Here is a 24,637-nt window from a genome sequence, read left to right as displayed (position 1 = left end):
AACTTTTCTGCATTTTTATTATACAAACCGTTATTGAAAATTTGGAAACAAAGTCATTTTAGAAATGCTCGTACTTTCACTTGCTAATTCGAGTGGCTGCGCTTTAATACTCTTCATTATTGCAGTACAGCTTTCGGCGTTTTCCGAGGACTGCGGATGAATACGCTCTTCCAATATTCGCCGCGAGCAATCCGGCCAGCAAAAACGATACGTCCTGAAAAACTATATTCCGCTACACTGACAACGGCGGCAATTACGCCAAAAAAATCTGGCATTTATACTTTGCCGGGGATGTCGGAGGGTCTGTCAGCATGATGAATGAAAGAAACAACACGGATTGGATATATGGATCCCTGAAAACCCCGCTTACTTCACTTAACTGAGTAACCTCAACCAGAATAAATAACAAAAATAAACACTTAAGAATGACAGGACTTGCGGAAACTTATTGACAATCATAAAACCATTGATGATGGCAAAAGCGGCAGCCCGCCCCGCCAGCTCTGGCTGCTGTGGAACAGAAGGATCGAAACAAACAGCCCGAATGCAGCCGGGTTAAAGACCGGCTTCCGTGCCGCAAATAAATGTTTTGAACCGATGCAACCAGTGTAGTCACTGCTGCCTGATACCATGGGGCGGAAGTGCTTAACACCATGGAAATCACCAGCACTGTCACCAATGTGCCATCAGGAAACAGGTGCCTTCTGTTTTACCTGATGCCCACCGCCAAATCTGCCGTCATTCCGGTAATAAAAGCAGCAGCAAAATTTACAAGCCCTTTTATATTGCCATCATGGATCCATTTCCATACATACAACTAATACAGGGACCTGGTTGCTACTTTTTTCCTGCCGCGTGCATGCACCGGTTCGTTTCTGCCGTGCCTTTCCGTCTGGTCCATATTAATCTTCTTTCACTCCTCCAACCTTCTGTACTGTATTTTTTCATGGAAGTGCTGAACATCATGCCTTCAAGGCCGTTTTCCTAAATATTTTACATCCCCTCTCTTTTGTCTCTTTGACGCTTCCTAAGAGTCATTCACACTGCCTTACTGCTCTCTTTTGTCTCTTTAAAGCTTTCTAAAAGACATTTCCTCTGTCTCGGAGCGCAGATTTGTCTATTTGTACTTTCTTTATAACGATTAAAGAAGCGGAGTAATCTTTTTAAAAAGGGTCCTCGGACAGAACTATATTTTAATACCAAACGGATACCGTATTTTCCCATACACAGCAGCAATCTTTTTCAACGTCTTCCCAAGCAAAACGACTTCTTCTTTTGTGGTATAACGCCCGAAAGAGATTCTGAAAAATTGGTCGGATACTTCTTTCGGATATCCCATCGCTTCTACCGCCTTGCTGCCGCCTTCGTGATGTTCCTGACAAGCGCTGCCTGTCGAAATGGCAAACCCCGCTTTGTTGCATTCGAGCAAAACAAGCTGCCCCTGCACACCCGGGATCATGCATCCAACCAAAGAGGGGAGCTGAGCCTCAGGAGCCCCTTCAATAAAAGTAACCATTCCGCCAGACGCCTGTTTCAATAGATTCCGAAATGCCCAGTCCCGTTCACGCTCAATGGAAATGTCTTCCACCGCAACGGCGAACCCCGCAATGCCAGGCACATTTACGGTCCCGCCACGGATGCCTTTTTCGTGCGACAGGTGCGAGAAAACCGGCTTTACCACGCAGGAAGGATGGATATACACCGCCCCCACGCCTTTTGGCCCGTGAATTTTATGCGAGGAGACCGTAATACTGTCCACAAAAGGAATGATGCTGTTTAAATCCGCTTTTCCAAACGATTGCACGCAGTCGGAATGGAACAAAATGCCCCTTCCTTTAACGATCCGGGAAATATCCCCGATCGGCTGGATTGTACCGATTTCCTGATTGAGATGCTGGATGGAAACAAGCACGGTATCCGGCCGAATCGCCTGCTCTAACTTGTCCAAATGAAGCGTGCCCTTTTTTGTAAAAGGGATCCTCGTGACTTCAAACCCTTGCTGTTCCAAAAAACTGAGCGCCGAATGGACAGACGCATGTTCCGCCATTGAAGAAATAATATGTTTTCCCTTATTAGCCGCGCCCATTGCCAACGAAAGGATTGCCAATAGATTCCCTTCCGTGCCCCCGGATGTAAAATATATGCTTTCGGCCGGGATGCCGAGATATCCGCTGATCAGCGCCCGCGATTTTTCCAACACCGCATGCGCATTCGTCCCGATATCGTGCAGGCTTTCGCTGTTCCCATAGAAATGTTTAGCCGTCTCCATATACGCTTCAAGTGCCAACCCGCTCATCTTTGTCGTTGCCGCATAATCAAAATAATGCATCGTAATCCCCCAATAAAAAGTACTTGTCATTAGTTTAATTTTGTGCAAATATAAGTGTCAAGACAGATGTAAAGTAAGGAGATCACTATGGCAGAAAATATCATTATTCTGGGCAGCGGGATTGCGGCCCTGCAATTGGCAGCCCATCTGAGCGGCCGGTTCAATGTAACCATCATTACAAAGTCGGCAAAGAAAACGAGCAATTCCTATAAAGCCCAAGGAGGGATTGCAGCCGTCCTCTCGCCGGAAGATTGCTTCGAATTCCACATGGAAGACACGCTCAAAGCAGGGCGTTTCCACCACGCTGACAAAGAAGTGGAAAAGCTTGTAAAAGAAGGCGCCGCCGCTGCCAATGCTCTCATCAAAAGCGGGCTTCCCGTGGACAGGCTGCCGGACGGGGAGCTTGATTTGGGGCTGGAAGGCGCACACACGGCGCACCGCATCCTCCATTGCGGCGGGGATGCGACAGGAAGGTATGTCATCGAGCATCTTCTCGGACAGCTCGGCGAAAATGTCCAAGTCATTGAACATGAACTGGCTTTTGAATTGCTGATATCACCGGAATCCGGAAGTGTCATCGGGGTCAAAACGAAAACGGCAAGCGGCAAAATCCGCCGCTATTTCGGCGCGCACACGGTCATTGCAACGGGCGGGCTCGGAAGCTTGTATCCTTTTACATCGAACCATCCGGAAATCATCGGCGACGGCATCGCCATGGCTTACCGGGCAGGCGCGGAACTGGCGGATATGGAATTTGTCCAGTTCCATCCGACCCTTTTGTTTGCCGGCTGTGGTGCTAAAGGGCTCGTGTCCGAAGCAGTGCGCGGGGAAGGGGCGGTGCTTGTTGACGAAGACGGCAATCCCATCATGGCAAACGCCCATCCGTTAAAAGACCTTGCGCCGAGACATATCGTCGCCTACCAAATCTACCAAACTTTAAAACAACGGAAAAAGGTATTCTTAAATATCAAGACAATCAAAAACTTTGAAAAAAGATTCCCGACAATTACGGAAATTTGCCGACAAAATGGGGTGGATATCCATTCCGGCCTCCTTCCTGTCGTACCGGGCAGCCACTTCTTTATGGGCGGCATTCTCACCGACACATATGGAAGGACAACAGTAAAAGGACTGTATGCCATCGGGGAGGTAGCCTGCAGCGGCGTCCACGGCGCAAACCGACTGGCAAGCAATTCCCTTTTGGAAGGGCTTGTATTCGGCAAGCGGCTGGCGGAATTTTTGAACGGACAGGCTCCGGCCGGGACCCCTGATAAAACCCCTGAAGAAAGCCGCCCTCCATTAATCCCGGAACTAGTCCGGTTTCTAGACACGGACGAGTTAAAGAAAAAAATGATGGAAAAAGCCGGCATCATCCGGAACGAAGCTGCATTGCAAGCCCATCTGGAATGGTTTAAAGCATTGGAGGCAGATACTTTTTCTGATTTCTCGCTCGATCATCTATCAAGGGAAGAAATTGAAAAAGTATTCATGTTTACAAACAGTTTTCTGATCACCCAATCAGCGCTCTCCCGGACGGAGTCGAGAGGTGCCCATATTCGCGCGGATTACCCGGAAGAACGGGAGGAGTGGAAAGGCGTGCATCTCATCCATTCGAAAGCAAACGGCATAGCCAAAAGGAGAGGTTTACATGAACAGGCTCAAACTGCAATCCATGCTTAAATATTTTTTCATGGAAGATATCGGGGACGGCGATATCAATACGGAATATATTTTTCCGCCTTCGCAAAAAGGCAAATTGACTTTTGTCGCAAAACAAAGCGGGATTTTTTGCGGGAAAGCCGTTGTCGAAGAAGGATTCCGGCTCCTTGACAACGCAATTGAACCGCACATTTATGCGGAAGACGGAATCCCGATCGAAAAAGGCCAGGTGCTTGCGGAAATCCACGGGCGGATTGCGGGCCTCCTTGCCGGCGAGCGGGTCATCCTGAATTTACTCCAGCGCATGTCGGGAATTGCCACAACGACACATGCCGCCGTCCGCGAAACAGAAGGAACCCGCGCGAGGATCTGCGATACAAGGAAAACGACCCCGGGGCTCAGAATGCTTGAAAAATATGCCGTCAAAGCAGGCGGCGGTTTCAACCACCGGCGCGGCCTGTACGATGCCGTCATGCTGAAAGACAACCATATCGCATTTGCCGGCAGCATTACCAAAGCTGTGCAAAAAGTGAAAGCAAATATCGGGCATACAGTAAAAATTGAAGTCGAAATTGAAACGAAAGAACAGCTGCTGGAAGCCATTGAAGCCGGTGCCGACATCATTATGTTCGACAACCGCACGCCGGAAGAAATCAAATTATGGATTTCCCTTGTCCCAAGCCACATCATAACCGAAGCATCAGGCGGTATTACGATGGAAAATATCCGCTGTTATGCCGAAACCGGGGTCGATTGGATTTCGCTCGGATTTTTGACCCATTCTTATCAGGCGCTCGATATCAGCGCGAGCGTTGAAAATGCAAAGGAGGTTCTTTTATGAGCTTGCTGGAAACCTTGCAGGTGCAGACATTGCCGGAAAAATACAAATCTCTTACACAGGATGAAATGGAAAAAAGGATTTGGGAGATCAAAAAGGAACTCGGCGCCAAACTTTTTATTCCGTGCCACCATTACCAGCGCGAAGAAGTATACCAGTTTGCCGATGCAGCCGGCGACTCGCTACAGCTTGCACAAATCTCGGCAAAAAACCGCGATGCCAAGTATATTGTGTTCTGCGGCGTGCATTTTATGGCGGAAACGGCGGATATTTTAACATCAGACGAACAAACCGTCATCCTCCCCGACATGCGTGCGGGCTGTTCAATGGCGGACATGGCCGATATTCACCAAACCGAACGGGCATGGGACATGTTGCAGCAGCTGTTTGGTGACACGATCCTGCCGCTCACCTATGTGAACTCCACTGCAGCCATTAAAGCCTTTGTCGGGCGGAACGGCGGCGCAACCGTGACTTCTTCGAACGCGAAAAAAATGGTGGAATGGGCGTTTACCCAAAAGGAACGGATTTTCTTTTTGCCGGACCAGCATCTCGGCAGAAACACCGCCTATGATTTAGGAGTCGATTTAAAGGATATGGCGGTTTGGGACCCGATCCGGAATGAACTGATTTATGAGTGTGCGCTTGAAAACATTAAAGTCATTTTATGGAAAGGGCACTGTTCCGTCCATGAGCATTTTACCGTCAAAAATATTGAATTTGTGCGCAAAAAATTTCCGGACATGCAAATCATCGTCCATCCGGAATGCTCGCGCGAAGTCGTTGCCCATTCGGACTTGAACGGCTCAACGAAATACATCATTGAAACGATCGAAAAAGCGCCTGCCGGAAGCGAATGGGCAATCGGCACTGAAATGAACCTCGTGCAGCGCCTGTTCAAAAACCATCCGGATAAAAAAATAATTTCACTTAATCCGGTGATGTGCCCATGCCTGACGATGAACCGGATCGACCTGCCGCATCTCCTCTGGTCGCTGGAAAATATCATGGAAGGCAAAGAAACAAATGTCATTAAAGTCGATGAAGTGACTGCCAGTGATGCCGTTTTGGCATTGGAGCGGATGCTTCAGCGTTAAACGCATGAGGTTATTAGAAAACTCTTTGCTTATTTTCCTTTGAAACATTTTGGCGCGGCTGTGCACCGTTTGTCTTTTTGAGCAATCTTTGAACCGTTTAATGCGGGCTCGACATTTGTCTATTTAGCAGCCCCAATTAGACACTTCGGGGAGGCTGGTCACTGCTTTGTCTTTTTAAAATGAATTTTAGGAAAAAGGGATGTCCAGCCGTCAATTAGCTTTTGGAACAATCCCCCTTTAAGAGCTTCGATAGACACTTAGGGAAAATTTTCCCCTTGAAACAGAAGCCTTATAGGCAAAATTTCCCGGTTAAAAGGAGCTTCGGGCCAGCCCTTTTTTCTTTAATTCCCATACAATTGTTCGGATTCCATCAGAAAGTCATGCACAATAAAAGCCGCTGCCCCCATGGCTGTCGCGTTCCGATTTAATTGGGACAAGTAGATTTGATGATTTTGGCGGACATATTTCGATACTCTGGATGTAATCGTGCTTTGTATAGCATTTAATACAATCGGGTTAGCCTGGATCAGATTACTGCGAAGTACAATCGCTTCGGGGTTAAATGCATTAATAATATTGGTAAGCCCGATTCCCAAATAGCACCCTAACTTTTCGAGCTCCCGGATAGTTTCACTGTCATTTTCGCGAATACACTTGGTTGCTTCTTCCAAGGTGATCCGCTGCTTGTTCTTCACTTTACATAATTGATCATAAAATGCTTTTTCCGACGCGTAAAGTTCCCAACAGCCTTTATTGCCACAGCCGCACTGCCTGCCGTTAAAATCAATGGACATATGGCCCATTTCCCCCGAGAAACCTTCCGTACCGCGGTATAATTGATCATTTACAATGATGCCGATACCGATACCGATTCCGATGCTGACATAAATGCCGTTGCTGCAATGCTTTAAGGCACCAAACAATTTTTCGCCGTAAGCCCCGGCATTTGCTTCGTTATCCACCCATACAGGGCAGTCAAAATGCTCTTCCAAAAGTTGCTTCAAATCCACATTCCGCCATCTGGAATTTGGCGTAAAGAGCACCTTTTGCTGGAGGTTTACGAACCCGTGGACACCGGCGCCTATCCCAATAATCCCATACGGTGATGAAGGCGCTTTGCTTGCAACAAGCCGTATCCTTTCGATGATAACCGATTTCACCATATCAAATGAAGGATCCTCAATTTCACAATAATCGCTGTATATCATGCCACCTTCCAGATCCGTTAAAACCGTTAAAATATAGTTTACCCCTATATCCACACCAATGGCATAACCGGCATTTTTATTAAACACCAGCATGACCGGCTTTCTTCCCCCACTGGATAATCCCGTTCCGATTTCTTTCACTAAGTTTTTTTCAATCAGCGACGAAATCTGTGAGGAAATCGTTGCTTTATTTAATCTTGTGATTTTCGCCAGTTTAGCACGGGAAATTTGATCATGTCTTACGATTTCATTTAAAATCACCCGCTGGTTCTGGTTTTTGATAAAAGTTTGATCAGCTGTATTCATTAGAATGCATCTCTCCATTTCGTATGTCCAATAAACGAATTCGCCGCTTTTTTATTTATTATATCAAAATTATATCGAAATTCGGTTGTTTTTTTCAAACGATCGTGCTAATATAAACACATACTTAGTTTAACTGTTAAACAAAGTAATCACCCAATATTTTTTAGGGCCCTATGTATGCGTTTACAAAATTTTATAGGAGGAAGCAGCAATGGCATATTTTCCAAACGTCAGCAAAATCACTTATTCTGGTAAACAATTAAAAAGCGATCTTTCGTTTAACCATTACAATCCGAAAGAAGTCGTCGCCGGCAAAACGATGGAGGAACATCTGCGCTTCTCGGTTGCATACTGGCACACCTTTACTGAGGCAGGGACTGACCCGTTCGGCGCAGGATCAAAAGTCCGCCCGTGGGATCGTTTCTCAGGCATGGATCTTGCGAAAGCAAGAGTAGAAGCGGCGTTTGAGTTTTTTGAAAAACTTGGAAACCCTTACTTCTGCTTCCATGACCGCGACATTGCCCCTGAAGGCGATACATTAAGAGAAACAAACAAAAATTTAGACGTTATCGTTGCAATGATTAAAGATTATATGAAAACAAGTAAGGTAAAACTGCTTTGGAATACAGCAAACATGTTCACCAATCCAAGGTTCATGCACGGCGCGGCAAGTTCATGCAATGCAGATGTATTCGCTTATGCTGCCGCCCAGGTGAAAAAGGCACTGGAAATCGGGAAAGAATTAGGTGCTGAAAACTATGTATTCTGGGGAGGGCGTGAAGGCTATGAAACTTTATTAAATACCGATATGAAACTGGAACAAGAAAATATGTCCAGATTCTTCCATATGGCTGTCGACTATGCAAAAGAAATCGGATTCGATGCCCAATTCTTAATTGAACCGAAACCGAAAGAACCGACGAAACACCAATACGATTTTGACGCCGCTACCGCCATTGCATTCTTGAAAACCTATGATTTGGATAAAGATTTTAAATTGAATTTGGAAGCCAACCATGCGACACTCGCCGGACATACTTTTGAACATGAAATCCGTGTCGCAAGGACGCACGGCATGCTGGGATCTTTAGATGCTAACCAAGGTGATCCGCTGCTTGGGTGGGATACGGATGAATTCCCGACAGACCTTTATTCCACAACACTTGCCATGTACGAAGTATTGAAAAACGACGGCCTTGGCAGGGGCGGATTGAACTTTGATGCAAAAACGCGCCGGACATCATTTACACCGGAAGATCTGTTCTATGCGCATATCGCCGGCATGGACAGCTTCGCCCTCGGCTTAAAGGTTGCCAACCGCCTGATTGAAGACAGAGTATTCGATGACTTTATCGAAGAACGCTATAGCAGCTACAAAGAAGGCATTGGGGCCGATATCGTTTCCGGCAGAGCCGACTTCAAATCTCTGGAAAACTATATTCTGGACAAAAAAGAAATCACTAACCAGTCGGGAAGGCTGGAACAACTGAAAAATACACTGAACCACTATATTGTCCAAGAAGCGTATCAAGGCGCTTTAGCTTAAAAATATGGATCCGGCCTGCCTAAAGGGCGACCGGGTCTATTTTAGCGAGGAGATTACCATGAAATATGCTATCGGTGTGGATTTAGGGACAAGTTCAGTGAAAGTGCTGCTTGTCGATCAGAACGGCCGGGTGGTTTCATCCGTATCAAAACCCTATCCATTAATCCAACCGCGGCCAGGCTACAGTGAACAGGATCCGGAAGAATGGGTGGAAAAAACAGTCCAGGCTTTAAAAGAACTGGTGGAAGAATCTAAAGTTCCCCGGGATGATATTGAAGGGCTCAGCTTTTCCGGCCAGATGCACGGCCTCGTGTTGCTCGATGAAAACTACCGGGTCATCCGCAATGCCATTCTATGGAATGATACAAGAACGACAGAACAATGCAAACAAATCGAACGGGAGCTGGGCGGCAAACTGCTTGAAATTACGAAAAACCCCGCTTTGGAAGGATTTACGCTTCCAAAAATCCTTTGGGTGAAGAAATACGAACCGGAAAATTTAAAAAAAGCACGGGTCTTTTTATTGCCGAAAGATTATCTCCGTTTCCGGTTAACCGGAACAATTGGCATGGATTATTCCGATGCAGCCGGCACGCTGCTTTTAGATATTGTAAACAAATCGTGGAGCACGGATATCCTGCGCGCTTTTGATATCCCGTCTGGAATCTGCCCGCCGTTAGTGGAAACAGAAGACGAAGTTGGGAGATTAATACCTGAAATCGCAGAAAAATGCGGTTTGTCCCCGGACGTGAAAGTATTTGCCGGCGGGGCGGATAATGCCTGCGGCGCAATCGGTGCGGGGATTTTAGAAGAAGGTAAAGCACTCTGCAGTATCGGCACATCAGGTGTTTTCCTTTCTTATGAAAAAGATAAAAACAAAAACTTCGGCGGTAAAGTACATCTCTTTAACCACGGGCAAAAAGATTCCTATTACACAATGGGCGTCACTTTGGCTGCCGGATATAGTTTGTCCTGGTTTAAAGATACATTCGCAAATTGCCAGCCGTTTACGGATTTATTAGAGGAAGCCGCGCTCTCCCCAATCGGCGCCAACGGGCTGATTTTTACCCCTTTTCTTGTCGGGGAACGGACACCTTATGCAGATGCAAAAATCCGTGGCACATTTACGGGAATAGACAGTTCCCATACGAAACGAGATTTTGCCCGCGCAGTGATTGAAGGCATTGTGTTCTCGATTCATGAAAGTGTTGAAATTTTCCGCAACTACGGAAAGAAAATAGACACGGTCATTTCGATCGGCGGTGGCGCCAAAAGCGACTTATGGCTGCAAATCCAGGCCGATGTTTTTAATGCGACAGTCATCAAACTGCAGAACGAACAAGGCCCGGGTATGGGAGCCGCCATGATCGCCGCAAGCGGATTAGGCTGGTACCCGTCTTTAAAAGATTGCACAGAAGCTTTTATCCAACCAGGCCAAACATTCGAACCGATACCTGAGAATGTCAGCCGCTATCAGGCATTTTACCAAGTATATAAAGATGTATATCCGCATACCGTTGCGATCAATCACCAGTTGTTTGATTTAAGGAAAACCAATTGATCTTTCAAAACTTGGGAGGGAAAATAAATGAAGTTTAAAATAAATAATGGCCTGATTTATTTTTTCGGAGCATTAGGCGGTTTGTTGTTTGGCTATGATACAGGGGTAATTTCCGGCGCCCTTCTTTTCATAAAAAGAGATTTACACTTAACATCATGGACAGAAGGGGTTGTCGTTAGTTCCATTTTATTCGGCTGTATGATTGGTGCAGCGATTAGCGGGGCATTATCAGACAGATGGGGAAGGAAAAAGGTTGTCCTGCTTGCTGCAACAATATTTTGTATCGGTGCATTAGGTTCGGCACTGGCCCCAAATACAGGGATCTTAATCCTTTTTAGAATCATACTTGGATTGGCAGTTGGAAGTGCATCTGCGCTTGTGCCAATGTATTTATCGGAAATGGCACCGACTGCTATCCGCGGAGCATTGTCAAGCCTAAACCAGCTGATGATTATGGTCGGAATTTTACTGGCTTATATTATCAACTACGCCTTTGCTGCTTCTAGAGGGTGGCGCTGGATGCTGGGATTTGCATTCATACCCGGTCTATTGCTACTGATTGGAATGTTTTTTCTGCCAGAAAGTCCCCGATGGCTGCTTAAACAAGGAATGGAAAAGGAAGCCAGGTCTATTTTAAACTTTATGAGGAAAAACCAAGGCGTTGAAGAAGAAATCAAAGAAATCAAACTTGCAAATGAACTGGAAAAAAATCAAGGCGGTTTCAAAGAAGTAAAACAAGCATGGGTACGCCCGTCTCTAATCGCCGGCATCGGACTGGCTGTCTTCCAGCAAATTATCGGATGCAATACTGTCCTTTATTACGCCCCGACAACATTTACGAAAATCGGTCTCGGTGATTCTGCTGCAATTTTAGGAACCGTTGGAATCGGGATCGTCAATGTCATCATAACAGCCGTTGCTGTTCTCATTATTGACAAAGTTGGTCGAAAACCGCTTTTACTCATTGGAAATGCCGGGATGTCGATCGCTTTATTTATACTTGGGATTGTAAGCGCTTTGCTTGGCTCGTCCCCTGCCGCCAGTTGGACTACAGTCGTATGCCTGGCTGTCTATATTGCTTTTTTCTCATTAACTTGGGGGCCGGTTGTTTGGGTCATGTTGTCGGAAATATTCCCGCTTAAAATCCGTGGAATCGGCATGGGGATCGGCAGTGTAGCAAACTGGCTTGCGAACTTAATTGTTTCACTAACTTTTCCTAAATTAATAGAACAATTTGGCATTAGCACGATGTTCATCGTTTATGGCATTATGGGTGTTTTAGCATTTATCTTTGTAATAAGAAAAGTATCGGAAACTAAAGGGAAAAGCCTTGAACAAATTGAGATTGAACTTAGGAATAAATCATCTGACAAAGGCCTTAATCTCACACATTCAATGCAAAAGTAACAATTACGCATACGGCCGGAAAATTTACTGCCGGCCATTTATTCCAGCTGACCATTCCGATTTTCAATTGATTATGCTATAATTGCTTATATTCCAAACGAATAAAATATGCATGATTTCACTAGGGGAGCCACTGGCTGAGACGGGGCACCATGCTTCGGACCCTTTGAACCTGATCTGGATCATACCAGCGGAGGGAAGTGAGTACATAATGTGACATTACGGCCGCTCATTTCTCCGGAATTGGGCGGTTTTTTATTTGCGGAAGGAGTATGGCCCAAACGGTGAATCATGCACAACAAAGGGGGTCGAGTAAATGAAGTGGCAAAAATGGGCGCAAGATTACGGGCTGTTTTGTATTGTTACGATCGTGATAATCAGCGGATGGCAGTGGATCGTACAGAAAGGGTTTGTCCCGTCTTTTATCCTGCCCTCCCCTTCCCAAATCTATGAATCTTTTATGGCAAACCGCAGGCAATTAGTCGCCGTGCATTTGCCTGTAACATTGGAGGAAGTTTGCATCGGGTTTATTTTATCCGTTGCGGGCGGGGTCGCGCTTGGCGTCATCATGTATGTTTCCAAAACAGCGGAAAAAATCTTTTATCCATTTCTTGTGATCTCGCAAACTGTACCGCTCGTTGCGATTTCGCCCATATTTATGATGTGGTTCGGTTACACGATTTGGAGCAAAGTCGCCATTATTATTTTAACGGCCATCTTTCCGGTTGTGATCAGTACCTTTGACGGACTAAAAGCTGTTGATTCCGCCTATCAAAACCTGTTCCGGACAATGGGCGCCGGGCCGTGGGTGATTTTTCGAAAGCTCCATATTCCGATGGCGCTTCCCTCATTTTTGTCCGGGCTGAAATTATCCATTGTTTATTGCGTTACCGGGGCTACGATCGGGGAATGGCTCGGGGCAAACGCAGGGCTCGGCTATTTCAGCAGGCGGATGTCCGGATATTTGCAGGCAGGAGCTGTCTTTTCTGCTGTTTTTCTGCTGTCCGCGCTCGGCATGATATTATTTTTGCTCGTTTACGCGATCGAAAAAAGCATTTTGAAATACAGAACAAAGGCTTAAGGGGGCTTTCCAATGAAAAAACTATGGATTTTAACGGCTGCGCTTGCATTGATATTGGGTGCCTGCAGCAGCCGGGCAGACCACACATCAAAACATCATTTGCAAAAAATAACCATTATGCTCGACTGGTATCCAAATGCTGTCCATTCTTTTCTTTATGTTGCGCAGGAAAAGGGGTATTTTAAAGAACAGGGCTTGGATGTCAGCATTAAAATGCCGTCTGATACAAACGACCCATTAAAACTTGTCGCCGCCAATCAAGTAGATATTGCGCTGAGTTACCAGCCGCAAGTGTTAATGGCACGTGATGAAAACATCCCTGTCCAATCTTTCGGCGCAGTTGTCCGCCATACGCTTAATCGGGTGATGGTTCCGGCTTCAAGCAATATCCGGTCCCCGAAAGACTTAGCCGGAAAAACGGTCGGCTACTCATCCATCCCGCTTTATGAAGCAGCCATCCGTACAATGGTTAAAACAGATGGCGGAAATCCAAATAAAGTAAAAACGGTAGATGTCGGATATGACTTAATTCCTGCTCTGGCGACGCATAAAACAGATGCCATCATCGGCGGCTTTGTGAATCATGAAAAGCTGCTGCTGGAAAAAGAAGGACACGCTGTACGAACATTTAACCCTGCAAAATACGGCGTACCGGACTATTACGAGCTTGTTTTAATCGCAAACGAAAATAAGCTCAAACAGCAGCCAGAAATTTTTAAAAAATTCCTCACCGCAGCAGAAAAAGGTCAGCAATATGTCGAAAAGCACTCGCAAAAAGGGCTTGCCATTTTATTGAAGCACGAGGATCCGTCTTCGCCGCTTGACAAAAATGTGGAAACAAAGAGCCTGCAAATCCTTCTGCCGCTGATGGATGAAAAAAATAAACCATTCGCCTATCAGGATCCAAAATCCTGGGAAAAAGTATCAGATTGGCTCTATCAAACCAAAATGACAAAAACGCATATCAATGCTGAAAAAGCTTTTACAAATCTATCTAAATAAGGAAACTTGGCCGGCATCCCGCCGGCATTTTATTTTAGAAAGACGGCAAAACCAAAAAAGTTTCTCTAATCACTATGTTTCAATTCTTGTTTTCGTACCTGATCTAATGCTTCATTTACCATTTTCATGACATGAAATTTATCAAACGTAATCGTTGCATTCGGGAATTTCTCTTCAATACCCGAAATAAAGGCTGGTGACATATCGCAACAAAATTCTTTAATCTGGGAATGTAAAACCCCTTTACTGTCCAGAAACTGGCTAAACACCTGCAGTACTTCTGCACCTTTACCAGTAGTAGCGAAAATTAGGCGTTTGGTATCCATATCAATAAAAAATGTCACATATTTATGGCCTTTTGCTCGTGATGTTTCATCCATCGCTATATGAGTGACATTAGATACATCTATGTTTTCCATGGCTTTGTTGACATAATATTTAAATACTCGCCAAAGGCGCGTATCATGTTCGCCTACTTCACGAGCTACGGCAGCGACAGGCATTTCAACCATTAGCGACAACACATGGTGCTCAAATAATAATGAAAATCCAGCTCCTGGACGTGCCCAATCAATGACAACCGTACGTATTTTACCGCATGACTCACATTTTACTCGTGGCATTCTGGCATGGAGAATGGTCTTGTATTGCCAAAAATTTAGATGTCTCCAAGTCCGGTCTTGATCTTGTATATCATGAACTTTACATCCCGTTTTACCGCAATTAGGACAAGAAAATTCCGCTCCTGATTGATATTCAATATAAATGTGTAAGGTGTTTTCTTCTTTAGCTAATTCATTATGGAAAACATACCAAGGTTTAGGTATTTCTAACGCATCTTGGAATACATTATACTCTTCTTCAAAGTTTTTCATAAGACTATCACCCCAGGTAATTTAGTAGTATTACCCAGTATAGACAGCTTTGGGAGGCTTTAAACTAAACATTAAATAGCGAGGAAGCAATTATTATTTAACTACGAACTTTGACTAAAACCGTCATTATTCGTATTTTTATGTGAAAAATATAATATGGCATTAACTGACCTTAAACAACATCGGCAGGTTCTTATCTATACATAAGGTTCATTTCAAAACCTGTTCATTTCATCTCAATGACTAAAGTCATGAGCTTTCATGAAGTTTTTTTGTAATAAAAAGAGCCACCCGACCGTCCGGACTAACTCCGAACCCTATGTTCCAACACCGGAATTTTTATCCGGTTCAGAACAATAACCATGCATAAATATAGTTAACTATATTTTTATTGGGATTGCAAGATTAAAAGTATGTAAGTATTTGTATTTTAATTTTTTTGTAGCTTTCAATTTTATCCTAGAAACATCACTTTGGTAAGAATAAATATGTTATAAAATATAACGTGATTTGTGTGCTTTTTTTCAAAAAATAATTGATTTTTATTTAAAAAAGTTATAAAATAATGATTGTAATAATAAATAACAATATAATGTTAATTTATATTACATTAAGGAGGCGTATCATATATGGTAAAAGTATCTACAGTTTCAATGAAGGTCACGTATGATAAAAAGAGAAATCTTGAAAAATATGAATCATTTATTCAAAAGGCAGCTGCTGAAGGTTCAAAATTAATTGTTTTTCCAGAGCAATCACTACAAGGATACTTAAAAAATCTATTTGCAATTGATTATGACAATATTTCCTATCAACATGATCAAGCGGAACTTGTTCCTGAAGGAGAATCAACGAAGCGTTTATTAAAACTTGCTGCTAATTATAATATGTATATCGTTTTCGGATTAACAGAACGGGATCCAAAGTATTATGACCGTTTATATAACTCTGCAGTATTACTGGGACCAGAAGGACATATTGGTACGTATCGGAAAATTCATCAACCAGGTGATGAAGTTCATGCTTATTATCGCGGTGATGAATTCAAAGTTTTCGAGACAGCTATTGGAAAAATTGGGTTACTGATTTGTTATGACAAGATGTTTCCAGAAACAACTCGTGAGCTTGCATTACAAGGTGCGGAATTGTTAATAATGCCGACTGCTTGGCCAATGATGGAAGTAGGCGGTAATCCTAAACACGATCAGATGGGCAAATATTTCAATATGTTAGATGAAACAAGAGCTTTTGAAAACCAATGCTGGTTTATTTCTTCAGATATTGTTGGTATGCATGGAGATCACGATTATTATGGTCACAGTCAAATCGTGAATCCAGCAGGTAATATTGTAGCAACGACTGGCTATGAAGAAAAAATGGTAACGGTAGATATAGAAATTCAAGAAGAAATTGTAAAAACGAGAGCTACGGGGTTAATGTCATTAAATTTATTAAAAGAACGCCAACCTGAACTGTATCCAATGTTAAAACAATAAAAATTATTTAACATAGCAGGAAAATCAGTCAAACAATTATAAATCCTATTTCAAAAATTTGCGGATAATAATATCACTTGGAAAAACCTAACTTATCTAGCTCTAATATTTAAAAGTCCTGACTAATCAATAATAGAAGGAGGCTGGGACAAAACTAAAATTGAATGTCATAAAATCGAATAACAGTTTATTTTTAACATTAAAATAGCAATAAAATCCGAACTTTATCGAAAAACTTAAATTAGTTTTCGAATAACGTTCGGATTTCTTATGGTCTAAAACCTTTTGTCCCAGCCTGTTTTTAATATGGAATTTTAGTCCGTTAATTTTTAAATAACGAGAGAAAAGATTTTTTATAATAATCGTATGAAAAGAAGATAGTGCTATAAGTGAAGGCTAGATTTGTCAGAGAACGAAAGAAAGGAATCAGAAAACAGAAGAAGGTTCTTGAAACATTTTTATTAAATCTTTGATTCTTAGAGAGAGGATGGACTAAGACTATTGTCTTCGTATTTACTTTTCACAATATACTTGAATAATCCATGCATGTAATGTTAAAGAAAATTTTTTTGCTTTAAGGATGAGAATGTCCTACTTTCTTATGAGATAATTAGAAATTACTTTAGAACAGTAAAATTTGCTTTATAGAAGTATAAGAATTATTTTTTGACAAAATAGTTGAAATCGTTTTCATAAAGATGTATTCTAAATGTAGAGTTAACGTGTTAACCGGTTATAACGTTAATTAGTAGTAATTAGATCACCATTTTTTAGGAGGAAACATGAACGATCCCAAGTACTTAAAAATTATTTATGATTTAAAGGAAGAAATACTAAGTGGAAAATTGAAACCAGGAGAAAAAATATACTCTGAGGGGGAATTAAAGAAAAAATATAATGTTAGTAACACAACTGTTGTAAGAGCTCTTCAGGAACTAGTACGAGATGGGCTTATTAACCGAATACAAGGAAAAGGTACTTTTGTTAGTAAATCAATTTTAAATAAGCAAGTAATTTTTAATGAGTATTCTCACTTTCCAAACGATAAAAAGAAACAGTTTAATTCGATTGAAAGCTTAGAAAGAACTGAAGTCGACCTCATAAAAGAAATAAAAGATAGTCATATTGCAAAAAAATTAAATATTTCATCTAATGAAGGGATTTTTCAATTTCAAAGAATTCGTTACGTTGATGATGTTCCATGGGCGTTGCAAAACAATTTTATTCCAAAAAGCTATCTGAATGGTATAGACTTATCTAACCAAGATGAATTCACTTCATTATCAGAAAAAATATTTAAGGTTTGTGGAATTAATATTTTACATGAAGCTATGAGAGAAACAATTGAAATTGAATACCCTGTTAGAAATGAAGTAAGAGAGAAATTGAAAATTAATGACAGTCCTGTTTACCATATTCAACGTATAACTTACTTATCTGAAAACAAACCATTTGAATTCGTTGATACTTATGTGCGACACAATTATTATTCCATTGAAATAATTAAAGAAAAGTATTAAAGGGAGTATTCCTATACCATCTAAACAATAATATATCAACTTTTTCGAGGGGGTACTGTATGCAATATATACTTGCAGCACATGGAAAATATGCTATCGAGACGAAAAATAGTTGTCAAATGATTACCGGAAACAATGAAAATATTCATGCAGTAGGTTTTACAGAAACTATGGGCATTAATGATGTTCTCTTGCAATTTGAGAATATTATTCAAGAATATAGGGATGATGAGTTTACAATTATAGTAGACATTCCAGGTGGAACTCCATGCAATGCAGCAATTATTGCGTCACAAAAATATAGTAATATTATAGTTGCCACGGGTCTTTCTTTAGCTATGGTAATCCCTCTAAGTTTAGGTGAAAGTCTGAGTCAAGTTATGGATGAAGTGAAAGATTTCTGTAAAATAGTAGTTTCTAAGGATAATAAATTAATAAGTACGATTGGAGAGGAGGAAAATTAATGACGAATGAAAATGGAATTATTCATGTAAGGATCGATGAAAGGCTTATCCATGGACAAGTAGCTACCATGTGGACAAATACATTAAAAGCTAATCGAATTATGATTATTGATGATAATGTTGTAAAAATGATTTTGAGAAAACGGCATTAAAATTAGCGGTACCTTCAGGAGTAAAATTGAGCATTTTAACTACTAATGGTGCAATAAAAAATATTTTATCCAATAAATATGCTGATCAACGTGTTTTTATAATTGTAAAATCTCCTTCCGTATTACGTAAATTAGTTGATGGAGGTATCAATTTTTCTCAGATAACTGTTGGAAATATGTCAAATAAGGCAAATTCAAAACAGATCAGAAAATCAATATGTGTCACGGAACAAGATATTGAAGATTTTAAATATTTGGATTCCAAAAATATAAAGATTATTGCACAAATGATTCCCACTCAAGAACCAGTTAATTTTATGGAACTTATATAAATCCAAAAGGAGTGAAAATTTATGGATTTAGCAGTTTGGCAAATAATTCTTTTGGTCATATTAGCCTTTTTATCTATTCTTGATGCATTATCTTTAAATATCGGCTGTCAATATCCAGTAATTATTGGTACAATTGCAGGAATAATAATGGGGGATATTAAATTGGGCTTAGCAGTAGGTGCAACTTTACAATTAATGGTTCTTGGCGTAGGAACTTATGGAGGCGCTTCCATACCTGACTTTGTTACAGGTGCAATAGTTGGAACAGCATTTGCTGTTATTTCAAATCAAGATGTCGAATTTGCTATTGGCATTGCAGTCCCTGTTGGTTTACTAATGGTTCAATTAGATGTACTAGCTCGTTTTACAAATACGTTTTTTCTCCATCGTATAGATAGAAATATTGAGGAAAATAATATATCCGCTATTAAACGTAATGTTTTATTAGGTGCACTGCCTTGGGGGTTATCACGCGCAATTCCTGTTTTTATAATGTTAGTCTTCGGTAAGAGAATTGTTAATTTAATTGTGGATGGTATGCCTGATTGGTTAATGGGTGGTTTGAAAGTTGCAGGCGGAATTTTACCAGTAGTTGGTATCGCAATTCTATTAAGATATTTGCCTACCAAAAAGTTCTTTGCATATTTGCTAATTGGCTTTGTTGCAGCCTCTTATTTAAAAGTACCAATGTTAGGAGTAGCATTAATTGGATTAGCTTTAGCAATTATTTTCTTCCAAAAGAACTACACAAAGCAACTTGCGGTTACTGAAGGTTCAAATAATATAATGGTAGGGGTGGAAAATGAAAATGGAGAATACGAAGATTGAACCTAAAAGGCTTGCTGATTTAGATAATATTACTAAAAGAGATTTGTGGGCAGCGAATGTACGATGGTTATTATGCAGTCAAATTTGTTGGAACTATGAAAGAATGATGTCCACAGGCTATTTGTATAGTATTTTACCAACTTTAAGAAAAATATATAAAAATGAAGATGATTTAAAAGAAATGATGACTTTGCATAACCAATTTTTTAATACCAATCCAATGGTAGGTGGATTAATTCTTGGAATGGATATGGCAATAGAAGAAAAAGAAAAAAAAGAATCTAAAGAAGTAATTACTGGATTAAAAACAGGTTTAATGGGACCTTTTGCAGGGGTTGGGGATACAATCTTTGGTGTTATAATACCAACCATTATGGGATCTATTGCTTCTTATATGGCTTTAAAAGGTAATGTGACAGGAGTTGTTATGTGGATAATTGTGAATATCCTGATTATTGGATTTAGATTTACATTGTTACCGTTTGGATATAAACAAGGAAATAAGCTTGTAACTGAATTTTCTGATCGCTTAAATGCACTCACAGATGCAGCAATTTTATTAGGAGTAACTGTAGTTGGTGCATTAATACCAACAGTAATTAATGCGAAGGTACCATTTGTATATAAATCTGGTGATGTAACCCTCAAAATTCAAGATATGCTTGATCAAATAATGCCATCGCTAATTCCTATTTTGTTAGTTGGAATTGTTTATTTCTTACTAGGCCACAAAAAAATGACTTCAACTAAAGCCATACTTTTTGTAATGTATTTGGCAAGTAAAAAATGTATGATTTGGCATTTAAAATTGTATGCCACTTGCCAAATCCTTTTATCCATGTAGTAAGGATTCTTTATAACGGAAACTATCACCTGTAAAGAGTAGTAAATGTGAATGGTGTATCAAACGATCGATAACTGCTTCCGTTAATATAGGGTCACCAAATACGTGATTCCACTGTCCAAACTGTAAATTCGTTGTTATTACGATACTTTTATTCTCATAACACATAGAGATAACTTGAAATAAAAGCTCGGCACCTTCTTTATTGAGTGGAATATATCCCAATTCATCTAACACTAGTAAATCTAGTTTTTCTATTTGTTTCATCATTTTAACTAAAGAGCCTTGCTGATTTGCTTCAATCAACTTATTTACTAAAGATGCAACTGTAAAAAATTTCACTCGACTGCCAAATCTATGTATGGCATTTAAGCTGATTAAAGTTGCCAAATATGTCTTTCCAGTACCAACTCCACCATACAAAATAAGATTTTCTTTCTCAGCAATAAAGTCTCCATTTAGAACTGTCGTTCTACTGATTCCTTGAGGAATCTGAATATGTTCCCACTGATAGGGTTGATCTCCTGTTTTAGGCAGTTGTGCTTGTTTAAGTAAAAGATTGATTCTTCTTTCTTCTCGATTTTGTACTTCCTTCTCAAATAACTTGAGAAGGTATTCTTGGTTACTGTTTGCTTCTATCTGTTGATAATTTTCTCTTATCCAGCTCAATTTTAATCGTTTTGCATATGCTTCTATTTGCTCGTTCATTATTGATCCTCCTTTTGAAAGAAGGTATCATAATGAGACAGTCCCCTCGTTATTTCAGGAACCCTTGGTAATGGCACTTTAGGTTGAATCGTTGTATGCGAGGTATTTTGATTTAGTATTGTATAGAAACAATGCTTAATTTGATCAACGCTTGGGTGTCCATGGACTGAAGCTGTTTGTAATGCCTCGTTTAGTAATGAAAAATCATCATTCTTTAAGAGTTCTCCCAATAAACGCAAAGCTTTTTTCTGCTCTTCCTCCGTACAATCATTCAAATAGTCAGACCATATGGTTGGAAATTGATTATAAATACTTGAATATTTAATGGCTCTCGGTCGTTTTGATAATAAATCTAAATACGGCTGCCATATCATTGATTTCCTTTTAATGCCATATAAACGTGAATGTTTTACTACCACTTCGTTACGGTCATTCAGGATATTTACCGTATTATACGTAATACAAACTCTGACCAATTGCTTTGCGAATCGTGGGGAAGTCGAATATTGCTTTTTATCTACTGTAACCATCCCGTATTTGTCTGCTCTTACATCTTGATAACGGGCACAATGAAATTCCTTTTCCGGAAGCATAAGCCAATTCTCTTGATCTACTTTATAAAGTTTAGATTGTAAGATGTTTTTTTCGTAATGTGGACGATCACGATCTTCTTCAGCTTGCTTCCACAGTGTTTTATTAAATTGGTCAAGATCTAATATAGTATTCTCTGGTAATAAGAAGTTATTACGAACATATTTAACCATTGCTTCTACGTGGCCTTTTTCATTACCTTTACCTGGGTTACAAAATTCATATTTAAATCCATAATGTAAAACAAACCTTTCAAATGTATCGGTTAAATCACGCTCTCCTTTTGAATGTATCTTCTTAACGGCAGGTGATAAGTTATCAAAACGAATTATCTTAGGTACACCGCCCATATGATGGAACATTCGCTGTAACCCCTCTAGTGTCAAGGCCGATTATTTTTTCCCAAAAATCGCCGGTTTAAAATTCCCCAGAAGGACCTTATTGATCCTTCTGTTTTTCTTGTTGGATCCTCTTTTCCCGTAATCGATAGCTTTCCCCCTTTAGGTTGAAAATGATGGAATGATGCAGTAATCGATCTAACATCGCGGTCGCCAATACCGAGTCTCCCACAACTTCTCCCCATTCCCCAAAGCTTTTGTTGGAGGTGAGGATAATCGGGGCATGTTCATACCGACGGGCGATGACCTGAAATAAGTAATGGGCGCTGTTTGGGTCCAGTTTTAAGTACCCCATTTCATCAATAATGAGAACGGTTGGCTTCACAAACATGCGAAGCTTTTTTTCCAGCTTTCCTTCCTGGTCGGCTTTTCTTAACTGAGTGACCAAATCATGGGCGGTAATAAAATACGTTTTATACCCTCTTGCGATCGCCTCCATTCCAATCGAAATCGCCAGATGTGTCTTTCCAATCCCCGGCGGACCGAGAAAAAGGATATTCTCCTTTCGATCAATAAACGATAAGGTAAGCAGCTCTCGAATCCGACGCTCGTCCACGGAAGGCAGTGCGTTAAAATCAAACGTATCGATCGTCTTGCGATATGGCAGTTTGGACAGTTTGATGAGCGTTTGGATCGATCGTTCCTGTTTTTCGATGATTTCCGCCTCTAATAAGCGGAATAAAAACTCCGAATATGGTATATTATGAGTAGCTGCGTATTCTGCCATGGCGGACCATCGCTCCGCCATGACAGGCAAATGAAGACGGTGGCAATACTCGTGTATTTGTTCTTTCATGAGCTTTCCCCTCGCAGGAATGTGTCATAAACGGACAATGGACGAGTATCCACTTCCACCGAAATAGGCGAAATGGTGACGGCCATTTCCGTCTGTTTCTTTTTGATTTTTTCGGCGAATGAAATCACTTTTTTCTGTTGGTTCAAGTAAGAAATCTCCTCCCCTCGATAATACAATCGAATATCCCCATTTAATCGCTCCTTCACCAGAATTTCTTTGCCCGCATACTCCGCCGATAAGAGCCATTGTTCCCCTTTGTATGAGAAACTGCCATCCCAATGCACTTTCCGATAGGAAAGATAGCTCGTATCGTAATCGTTCAACGGGAGAGGTTTCAGCTGTTCCTCTGCCCAACGCTCTTGCGGAGGAATGCCGGTAGTGGCGTTTGGCTTCCGATTCGCCACTTGATCGAGCCAACGATGGAGAAGGAAATTTAATTCCTCGATGCTTTCAAACGCTGTCCCCACATAGAAGTGATCCATGATATACTGAATGGCTCGTTCGACTTTTCCCTTTGTCTGGGCCCGGTAAGGCCGGCACACTTTTGGAATAAATCCGTAGTAACTCGCAAATTCAGAAAATCGTTGATTCCATTTCACCACTCCTTGTTCCCGGCCGTCTGTAACGGTCTTCATATTATCAAATAACACCTTCTTCGGAACTCCGCCGAAGTATTGGAAACTCTGAATCAGGCATTCCATTAAGTGTTCCTGGTCCTGGCTGGTCGTAAATACCGCGTATTTCATCCGCGAATAGCCTAATGTGGCCACAAATAGCGATAACTTGACTTTTCTCCCTTCGATTATCACCTCCCCGACTTCTTTCCAATCGACTTGCATTTGTTCACCAGGAAGCGTTTCATAACGAACGGTGTATTTCTTTTTCGCCGTCTCTCGGAAAGGTTTTATATAGTCCTTTAAAATCGTCTTTCCTCCTGTATAGCCCTGTTGTCGAATTTCGAAAAATAACTTTTCGCTATTGAACACCCCATCCTCTAACATTCGTTTTTGAAGATACTCTTTAAATGGATCTAACTTGCTTTTTCTTTGTTTTCGCTTAGATTTGGAAGGGGGATTGGGGGAGTGAATATATTTTCGAACGGTTTTCCGATCAATCCCCAACTCCCTCGCAATATCGGAAATACTCATTCCCCTTTCATACATCTCTTTGATCATAAAAAATTCCCCTCTCGTAATCACGAACCATAGCTCCTCTCATTGACACTATGGTTCTATTGTAAGTGGGGAATTTTATTCCGGCTATATTGGGGATTTTATCATCGGCTTTAACACTAGTAAACATTCTGTGTTTTCCGAAGGAAAAACTTGAAAGTAAAAAGTATTACTATAAGGGAATGACATAACTAAATATGGTAGGTCAATTACCTCTGATTGATATTTAAATGGTGCCGTTCCAAAGTCTACTTGAGCAGTTCCAGGAATTGCTTCAAGAGGTAAAGCTGCATCTACTGTTGTTGCGGTTAACTCTTTTTTACGACGAGATACATAATCACGAACTGTTCGATAAGAACCTTTGAAACTATGAAACTTTTCCAGCTGATCAAACATTCTTTTTGCTGTTCTATGGTACTTTTTCTTC

The 24,637-nt window shown here is 41.2% G+C and carries 21 protein-coding genes, 2 pseudogenes and 1 riboswitch; of the genes and pseudogenes, 15 read left to right on the top strand and 8 right to left on the bottom strand.

Going from position 1 to position 24,637, the window contains the following annotated elements; translation table 11 throughout:
* Positions 1 to 435 precede the first annotated feature (435 nt).
* A complete protein-coding gene (locus GBH70_RS16730; protein WP_172967499.1) occupies positions 436 to 612 on the top strand; it encodes a hypothetical protein in 177 nt (58 codons plus the stop codon).
* Positions 613 to 1,186: 574 nt separating this feature from the next.
* Here the strand turns inward: GBH70_RS16730 and GBH70_RS08145 are convergent.
* On the bottom strand, positions 1,187 to 2,329 hold the full coding sequence (locus tag GBH70_RS08145) for an IscS subfamily cysteine desulfurase (RefSeq protein WP_151680576.1): 1,143 nt from the start codon (positions 2,327 to 2,329) through the stop codon (positions 1,187 to 1,189).
* A gap of 87 nt (positions 2,330 to 2,416) precedes the next feature.
* Here GBH70_RS08145 and nadB point away from each other — a divergent pair, with 87 nt between their 5' ends.
* From nadB to nadA, 3 genes are read left to right on the top strand one after another with little or no spacing between them, the layout of a single operon-like run.
* Complete coding sequence (gene nadB, locus GBH70_RS08140) at positions 2,417 to 4,009, top strand: L-aspartate oxidase (RefSeq protein ID WP_151680575.1); 1,593 nt, start codon at positions 2,417 to 2,419, stop codon at positions 4,007 to 4,009.
* Positions 3,978 to 4,829, top strand: coding sequence for a carboxylating nicotinate-nucleotide diphosphorylase (gene nadC, locus GBH70_RS08135; RefSeq protein ID WP_151680574.1), 852 nt, complete (start codon positions 3,978 to 3,980; stop codon positions 4,827 to 4,829). The genes nadB and nadC overlap by 32 nt, the downstream gene beginning before the upstream one ends.
* The gene (nadA, locus tag GBH70_RS08130; protein WP_151680573.1) at positions 4,826 to 5,923 is read left to right on the top strand and encodes a quinolinate synthase NadA; all 1,098 of its coding nucleotides are present in this window, start codon (positions 4,826 to 4,828) and stop codon (positions 5,921 to 5,923) included. Before nadC ends, nadA begins: the two co-directional genes overlap by 4 nt.
* 341 nt (positions 5,924 to 6,264) lie before the next feature.
* Here nadA and GBH70_RS08125 read toward each other — a convergent pair whose 3' ends face one another.
* Positions 6,265 to 7,437 carry an ROK family transcriptional regulator gene (locus tag GBH70_RS08125; RefSeq protein WP_151680572.1) on the bottom strand — a complete coding sequence of 391 codons (1,173 nt, stop codon included), beginning with the start codon at positions 7,435 to 7,437 and terminating at the stop codon, positions 6,265 to 6,267.
* Positions 7,438 to 7,648: 211 nt separating this feature from the next.
* Here GBH70_RS08125 and xylA point away from each other — a divergent pair, with 211 nt between their 5' ends.
* From xylA to GBH70_RS08100, 5 genes are all read left to right on the top strand, one after another.
* Positions 7,649 to 8,983 carry a xylose isomerase gene (gene xylA / locus GBH70_RS08120; protein WP_151680571.1) on the top strand — a complete coding sequence of 445 codons (1,335 nt, stop codon included), beginning with the start codon at positions 7,649 to 7,651 and terminating at the stop codon, positions 8,981 to 8,983.
* Positions 8,984 to 9,041: 58 nt separating this feature from the next.
* Positions 9,042 to 10,544, top strand: coding sequence for a xylulokinase (gene xylB, locus GBH70_RS08115; RefSeq protein WP_061574232.1), 1,503 nt, complete (start codon positions 9,042 to 9,044; stop codon positions 10,542 to 10,544).
* Positions 10,545 to 10,571: 27 nt separating this feature from the next.
* Positions 10,572 to 11,951, top strand: coding sequence for a sugar porter family MFS transporter (locus GBH70_RS08110; RefSeq protein ID WP_061574233.1), 1,380 nt, complete (start codon positions 10,572 to 10,574; stop codon positions 11,949 to 11,951).
* A gap of 113 nt (positions 11,952 to 12,064) precedes the next feature.
* A riboswitch (TPP riboswitch) is annotated at positions 12,065 to 12,167 on the top strand.
* Between the two features lie 100 nt (positions 12,168 to 12,267).
* Complete coding sequence (locus tag GBH70_RS08105) at positions 12,268 to 13,032, top strand: ABC transporter permease (RefSeq protein WP_061574234.1); 765 nt, start codon at positions 12,268 to 12,270, stop codon at positions 13,030 to 13,032.
* Between the two features lie 12 nt (positions 13,033 to 13,044).
* A complete protein-coding gene (locus GBH70_RS08100; RefSeq protein ID WP_151680570.1) occupies positions 13,045 to 14,034 on the top strand; it encodes an ABC transporter substrate-binding protein in 990 nt (329 codons plus the stop codon).
* A gap of 65 nt (positions 14,035 to 14,099) precedes the next feature.
* Here GBH70_RS08100 and GBH70_RS08095 read toward each other — a convergent pair whose 3' ends face one another.
* Positions 14,100 to 14,909 (bottom strand): ISL3 family transposase, encoded by an 810-nt coding sequence (locus GBH70_RS08095; protein WP_151680569.1) that lies wholly within the window; start codon positions 14,907 to 14,909, stop codon positions 14,100 to 14,102.
* A gap of 629 nt (positions 14,910 to 15,538) precedes the next feature.
* Between GBH70_RS08095 and GBH70_RS08090 the strand changes: the two genes are divergently transcribed.
* From GBH70_RS08090 to GBH70_RS08065, 6 genes and pseudogenes are all read left to right on the top strand, one after another.
* The gene (locus tag GBH70_RS08090) at positions 15,539 to 16,405 is read left to right on the top strand and encodes a carbon-nitrogen hydrolase family protein (protein ID WP_151680568.1); all 867 of its coding nucleotides are present in this window, start codon (positions 15,539 to 15,541) and stop codon (positions 16,403 to 16,405) included.
* Between the two features lie 782 nt (positions 16,406 to 17,187).
* Positions 17,188 to 17,925: a GntR family transcriptional regulator gene (locus GBH70_RS08085; RefSeq protein WP_151680567.1), complete on the top strand. Its 738-nt coding sequence runs from the start codon at positions 17,188 to 17,190 to the stop codon at positions 17,923 to 17,925.
* 59 nt (positions 17,926 to 17,984) lie between these two features.
* Positions 17,985 to 18,389, top strand: a complete 405-nt coding sequence (locus tag GBH70_RS08080; RefSeq protein ID WP_151680566.1) for a PTS sugar transporter subunit IIA — start codon at positions 17,985 to 17,987, stop codon at positions 18,387 to 18,389.
* Positions 18,389 to 18,873, top strand: a pseudogene (locus GBH70_RS08075) (PTS sugar transporter subunit IIB). The gene GBH70_RS08080 and the pseudogene GBH70_RS08075 overlap by 1 nt, the downstream one beginning before the upstream one ends.
* Before the next feature lie 21 nt (positions 18,874 to 18,894).
* Positions 18,895 to 19,701, top strand: coding sequence for a PTS mannose/fructose/sorbose/N-acetylgalactosamine transporter subunit IIC (locus GBH70_RS08070; RefSeq protein ID WP_151680565.1), 807 nt, complete (start codon positions 18,895 to 18,897; stop codon positions 19,699 to 19,701).
* Positions 19,676 to 20,545, top strand: coding sequence for a PTS system mannose/fructose/sorbose family transporter subunit IID (locus tag GBH70_RS08065; RefSeq protein ID WP_151680564.1), 870 nt, complete (start codon positions 19,676 to 19,678; stop codon positions 20,543 to 20,545). Before GBH70_RS08070 ends, GBH70_RS08065 begins: the two co-directional genes overlap by 26 nt.
* On the opposite strand, the gene istB (GBH70_RS08060) is transcribed toward GBH70_RS08065, so the two are convergent.
* From istB (GBH70_RS08060) to GBH70_RS08040, 5 genes and pseudogenes are all read right to left on the bottom strand, one after another.
* On the bottom strand, positions 20,534 to 21,253 hold the full coding sequence (gene istB / locus GBH70_RS08060) for an IS21-like element helper ATPase IstB (protein WP_151680563.1): 720 nt from the start codon (positions 21,251 to 21,253) through the stop codon (positions 20,534 to 20,536). The genes GBH70_RS08065 and istB (GBH70_RS08060) overlap by 12 nt on opposite strands.
* Entirely contained in the window at positions 21,253 to 22,206 is a 954-nt protein-coding gene (locus GBH70_RS08055; RefSeq protein WP_253693623.1) for a Mu transposase domain-containing protein, read from the bottom strand. Before GBH70_RS08055 ends, istB (GBH70_RS08060) begins: the two co-directional genes overlap by 1 nt.
* Before the next feature lie 76 nt (positions 22,207 to 22,282).
* Positions 22,283 to 23,038 (bottom strand): IS21-like element IS5376 family helper ATPase IstB, encoded by a 756-nt coding sequence (gene istB, locus GBH70_RS08050; protein WP_020153699.1) that lies wholly within the window; start codon positions 23,036 to 23,038, stop codon positions 22,283 to 22,285.
* Positions 23,035 to 24,237: an IS21 family transposase gene (gene istA, locus GBH70_RS08045; RefSeq protein WP_151680562.1), complete on the bottom strand. Its 1,203-nt coding sequence runs from the start codon at positions 24,235 to 24,237 to the stop codon at positions 23,035 to 23,037. The genes istB (GBH70_RS08050) and istA overlap by 4 nt, the downstream gene beginning before the upstream one ends.
* 93 nt (positions 24,238 to 24,330) lie before the next feature.
* Positions 24,331 to 24,637 (bottom strand): annotated as a pseudogene (locus GBH70_RS08040) (IS21 family transposase); the annotation flags it as partial.

Source organism: Weizmannia acidilactici (assembly GCF_008974225.1).
Lineage (GTDB): Bacteria > Bacillota > Bacilli > Bacillales > Bacillaceae_C > Weizmannia > Weizmannia acidilactici.
This window is presented reverse-complemented; position numbering and strand designations above follow the sequence as displayed.

Excerpts from the sequence above, each read along its gene's own strand:
- istB (WP_151680563.1), bottom strand. The coding sequence starts at position 21,253 with ATGAACGAGCAAATAGAAGCATATGCAAAACGATTAAAATTGAGCTGG.
- GBH70_RS08070 (WP_151680565.1), top strand. The coding sequence starts at position 18,895 with ATGGATTTAGCAGTTTGGCAAATAATTCTTTTGGTCATATTAGCCTTT.
- GBH70_RS08125 (WP_151680572.1), bottom strand. The coding sequence starts at position 7,437 with ATGAATACAGCTGATCAAACTTTTATCAAAAACCAGAACCAGCGGGTG.
- nadA (WP_151680573.1), top strand. The coding sequence starts at position 4,826 with ATGAGCTTGCTGGAAACCTTGCAGGTGCAGACATTGCCGGAAAAATAC.
- GBH70_RS08085 (WP_151680567.1), top strand. The coding sequence starts at position 17,188 with ATGAACGATCCCAAGTACTTAAAAATTATTTATGATTTAAAGGAAGAA.
- xylA (WP_151680571.1), top strand. The coding sequence starts at position 7,649 with ATGGCATATTTTCCAAACGTCAGCAAAATCACTTATTCTGGTAAACAA.
- nadC (WP_151680574.1), top strand. The coding sequence starts at position 3,978 with ATGAACAGGCTCAAACTGCAATCCATGCTTAAATATTTTTTCATGGAA.
- GBH70_RS08100 (WP_151680570.1), top strand. The coding sequence starts at position 13,045 with ATGAAAAAACTATGGATTTTAACGGCTGCGCTTGCATTGATATTGGGT.
- nadB (WP_151680575.1), top strand. The coding sequence starts at position 2,417 with ATGGCAGAAAATATCATTATTCTGGGCAGCGGGATTGCGGCCCTGCAA.
- GBH70_RS08065 (WP_151680564.1), top strand. The coding sequence starts at position 19,676 with ATGAAAATGGAGAATACGAAGATTGAACCTAAAAGGCTTGCTGATTTA.
- GBH70_RS08080 (WP_151680566.1), top strand. The coding sequence starts at position 17,985 with ATGCAATATATACTTGCAGCACATGGAAAATATGCTATCGAGACGAAA.
- GBH70_RS08090 (WP_151680568.1), top strand. The coding sequence starts at position 15,539 with ATGGTAAAAGTATCTACAGTTTCAATGAAGGTCACGTATGATAAAAAG.
- istB (WP_020153699.1), bottom strand. The coding sequence starts at position 23,038 with ATGAAAGAACAAATACACGAGTATTGCCACCGTCTTCATTTGCCTGTC.
- GBH70_RS08105 (WP_061574234.1), top strand. The coding sequence starts at position 12,268 with ATGAAGTGGCAAAAATGGGCGCAAGATTACGGGCTGTTTTGTATTGTT.
- GBH70_RS08055 (WP_253693623.1), bottom strand. The coding sequence starts at position 22,206 with ATGTTCCATCATATGGGCGGTGTACCTAAGATAATTCGTTTTGATAAC.
- GBH70_RS08145 (WP_151680576.1), bottom strand. The coding sequence starts at position 2,329 with ATGCATTATTTTGATTATGCGGCAACGACAAAGATGAGCGGGTTGGCA.
- GBH70_RS08110 (WP_061574233.1), top strand. The coding sequence starts at position 10,572 with ATGAAGTTTAAAATAAATAATGGCCTGATTTATTTTTTCGGAGCATTA.
- GBH70_RS08095 (WP_151680569.1), bottom strand. The coding sequence starts at position 14,909 with ATGAAAAACTTTGAAGAAGAGTATAATGTATTCCAAGATGCGTTAGAA.
- xylB (WP_061574232.1), top strand. The coding sequence starts at position 9,042 with ATGAAATATGCTATCGGTGTGGATTTAGGGACAAGTTCAGTGAAAGTG.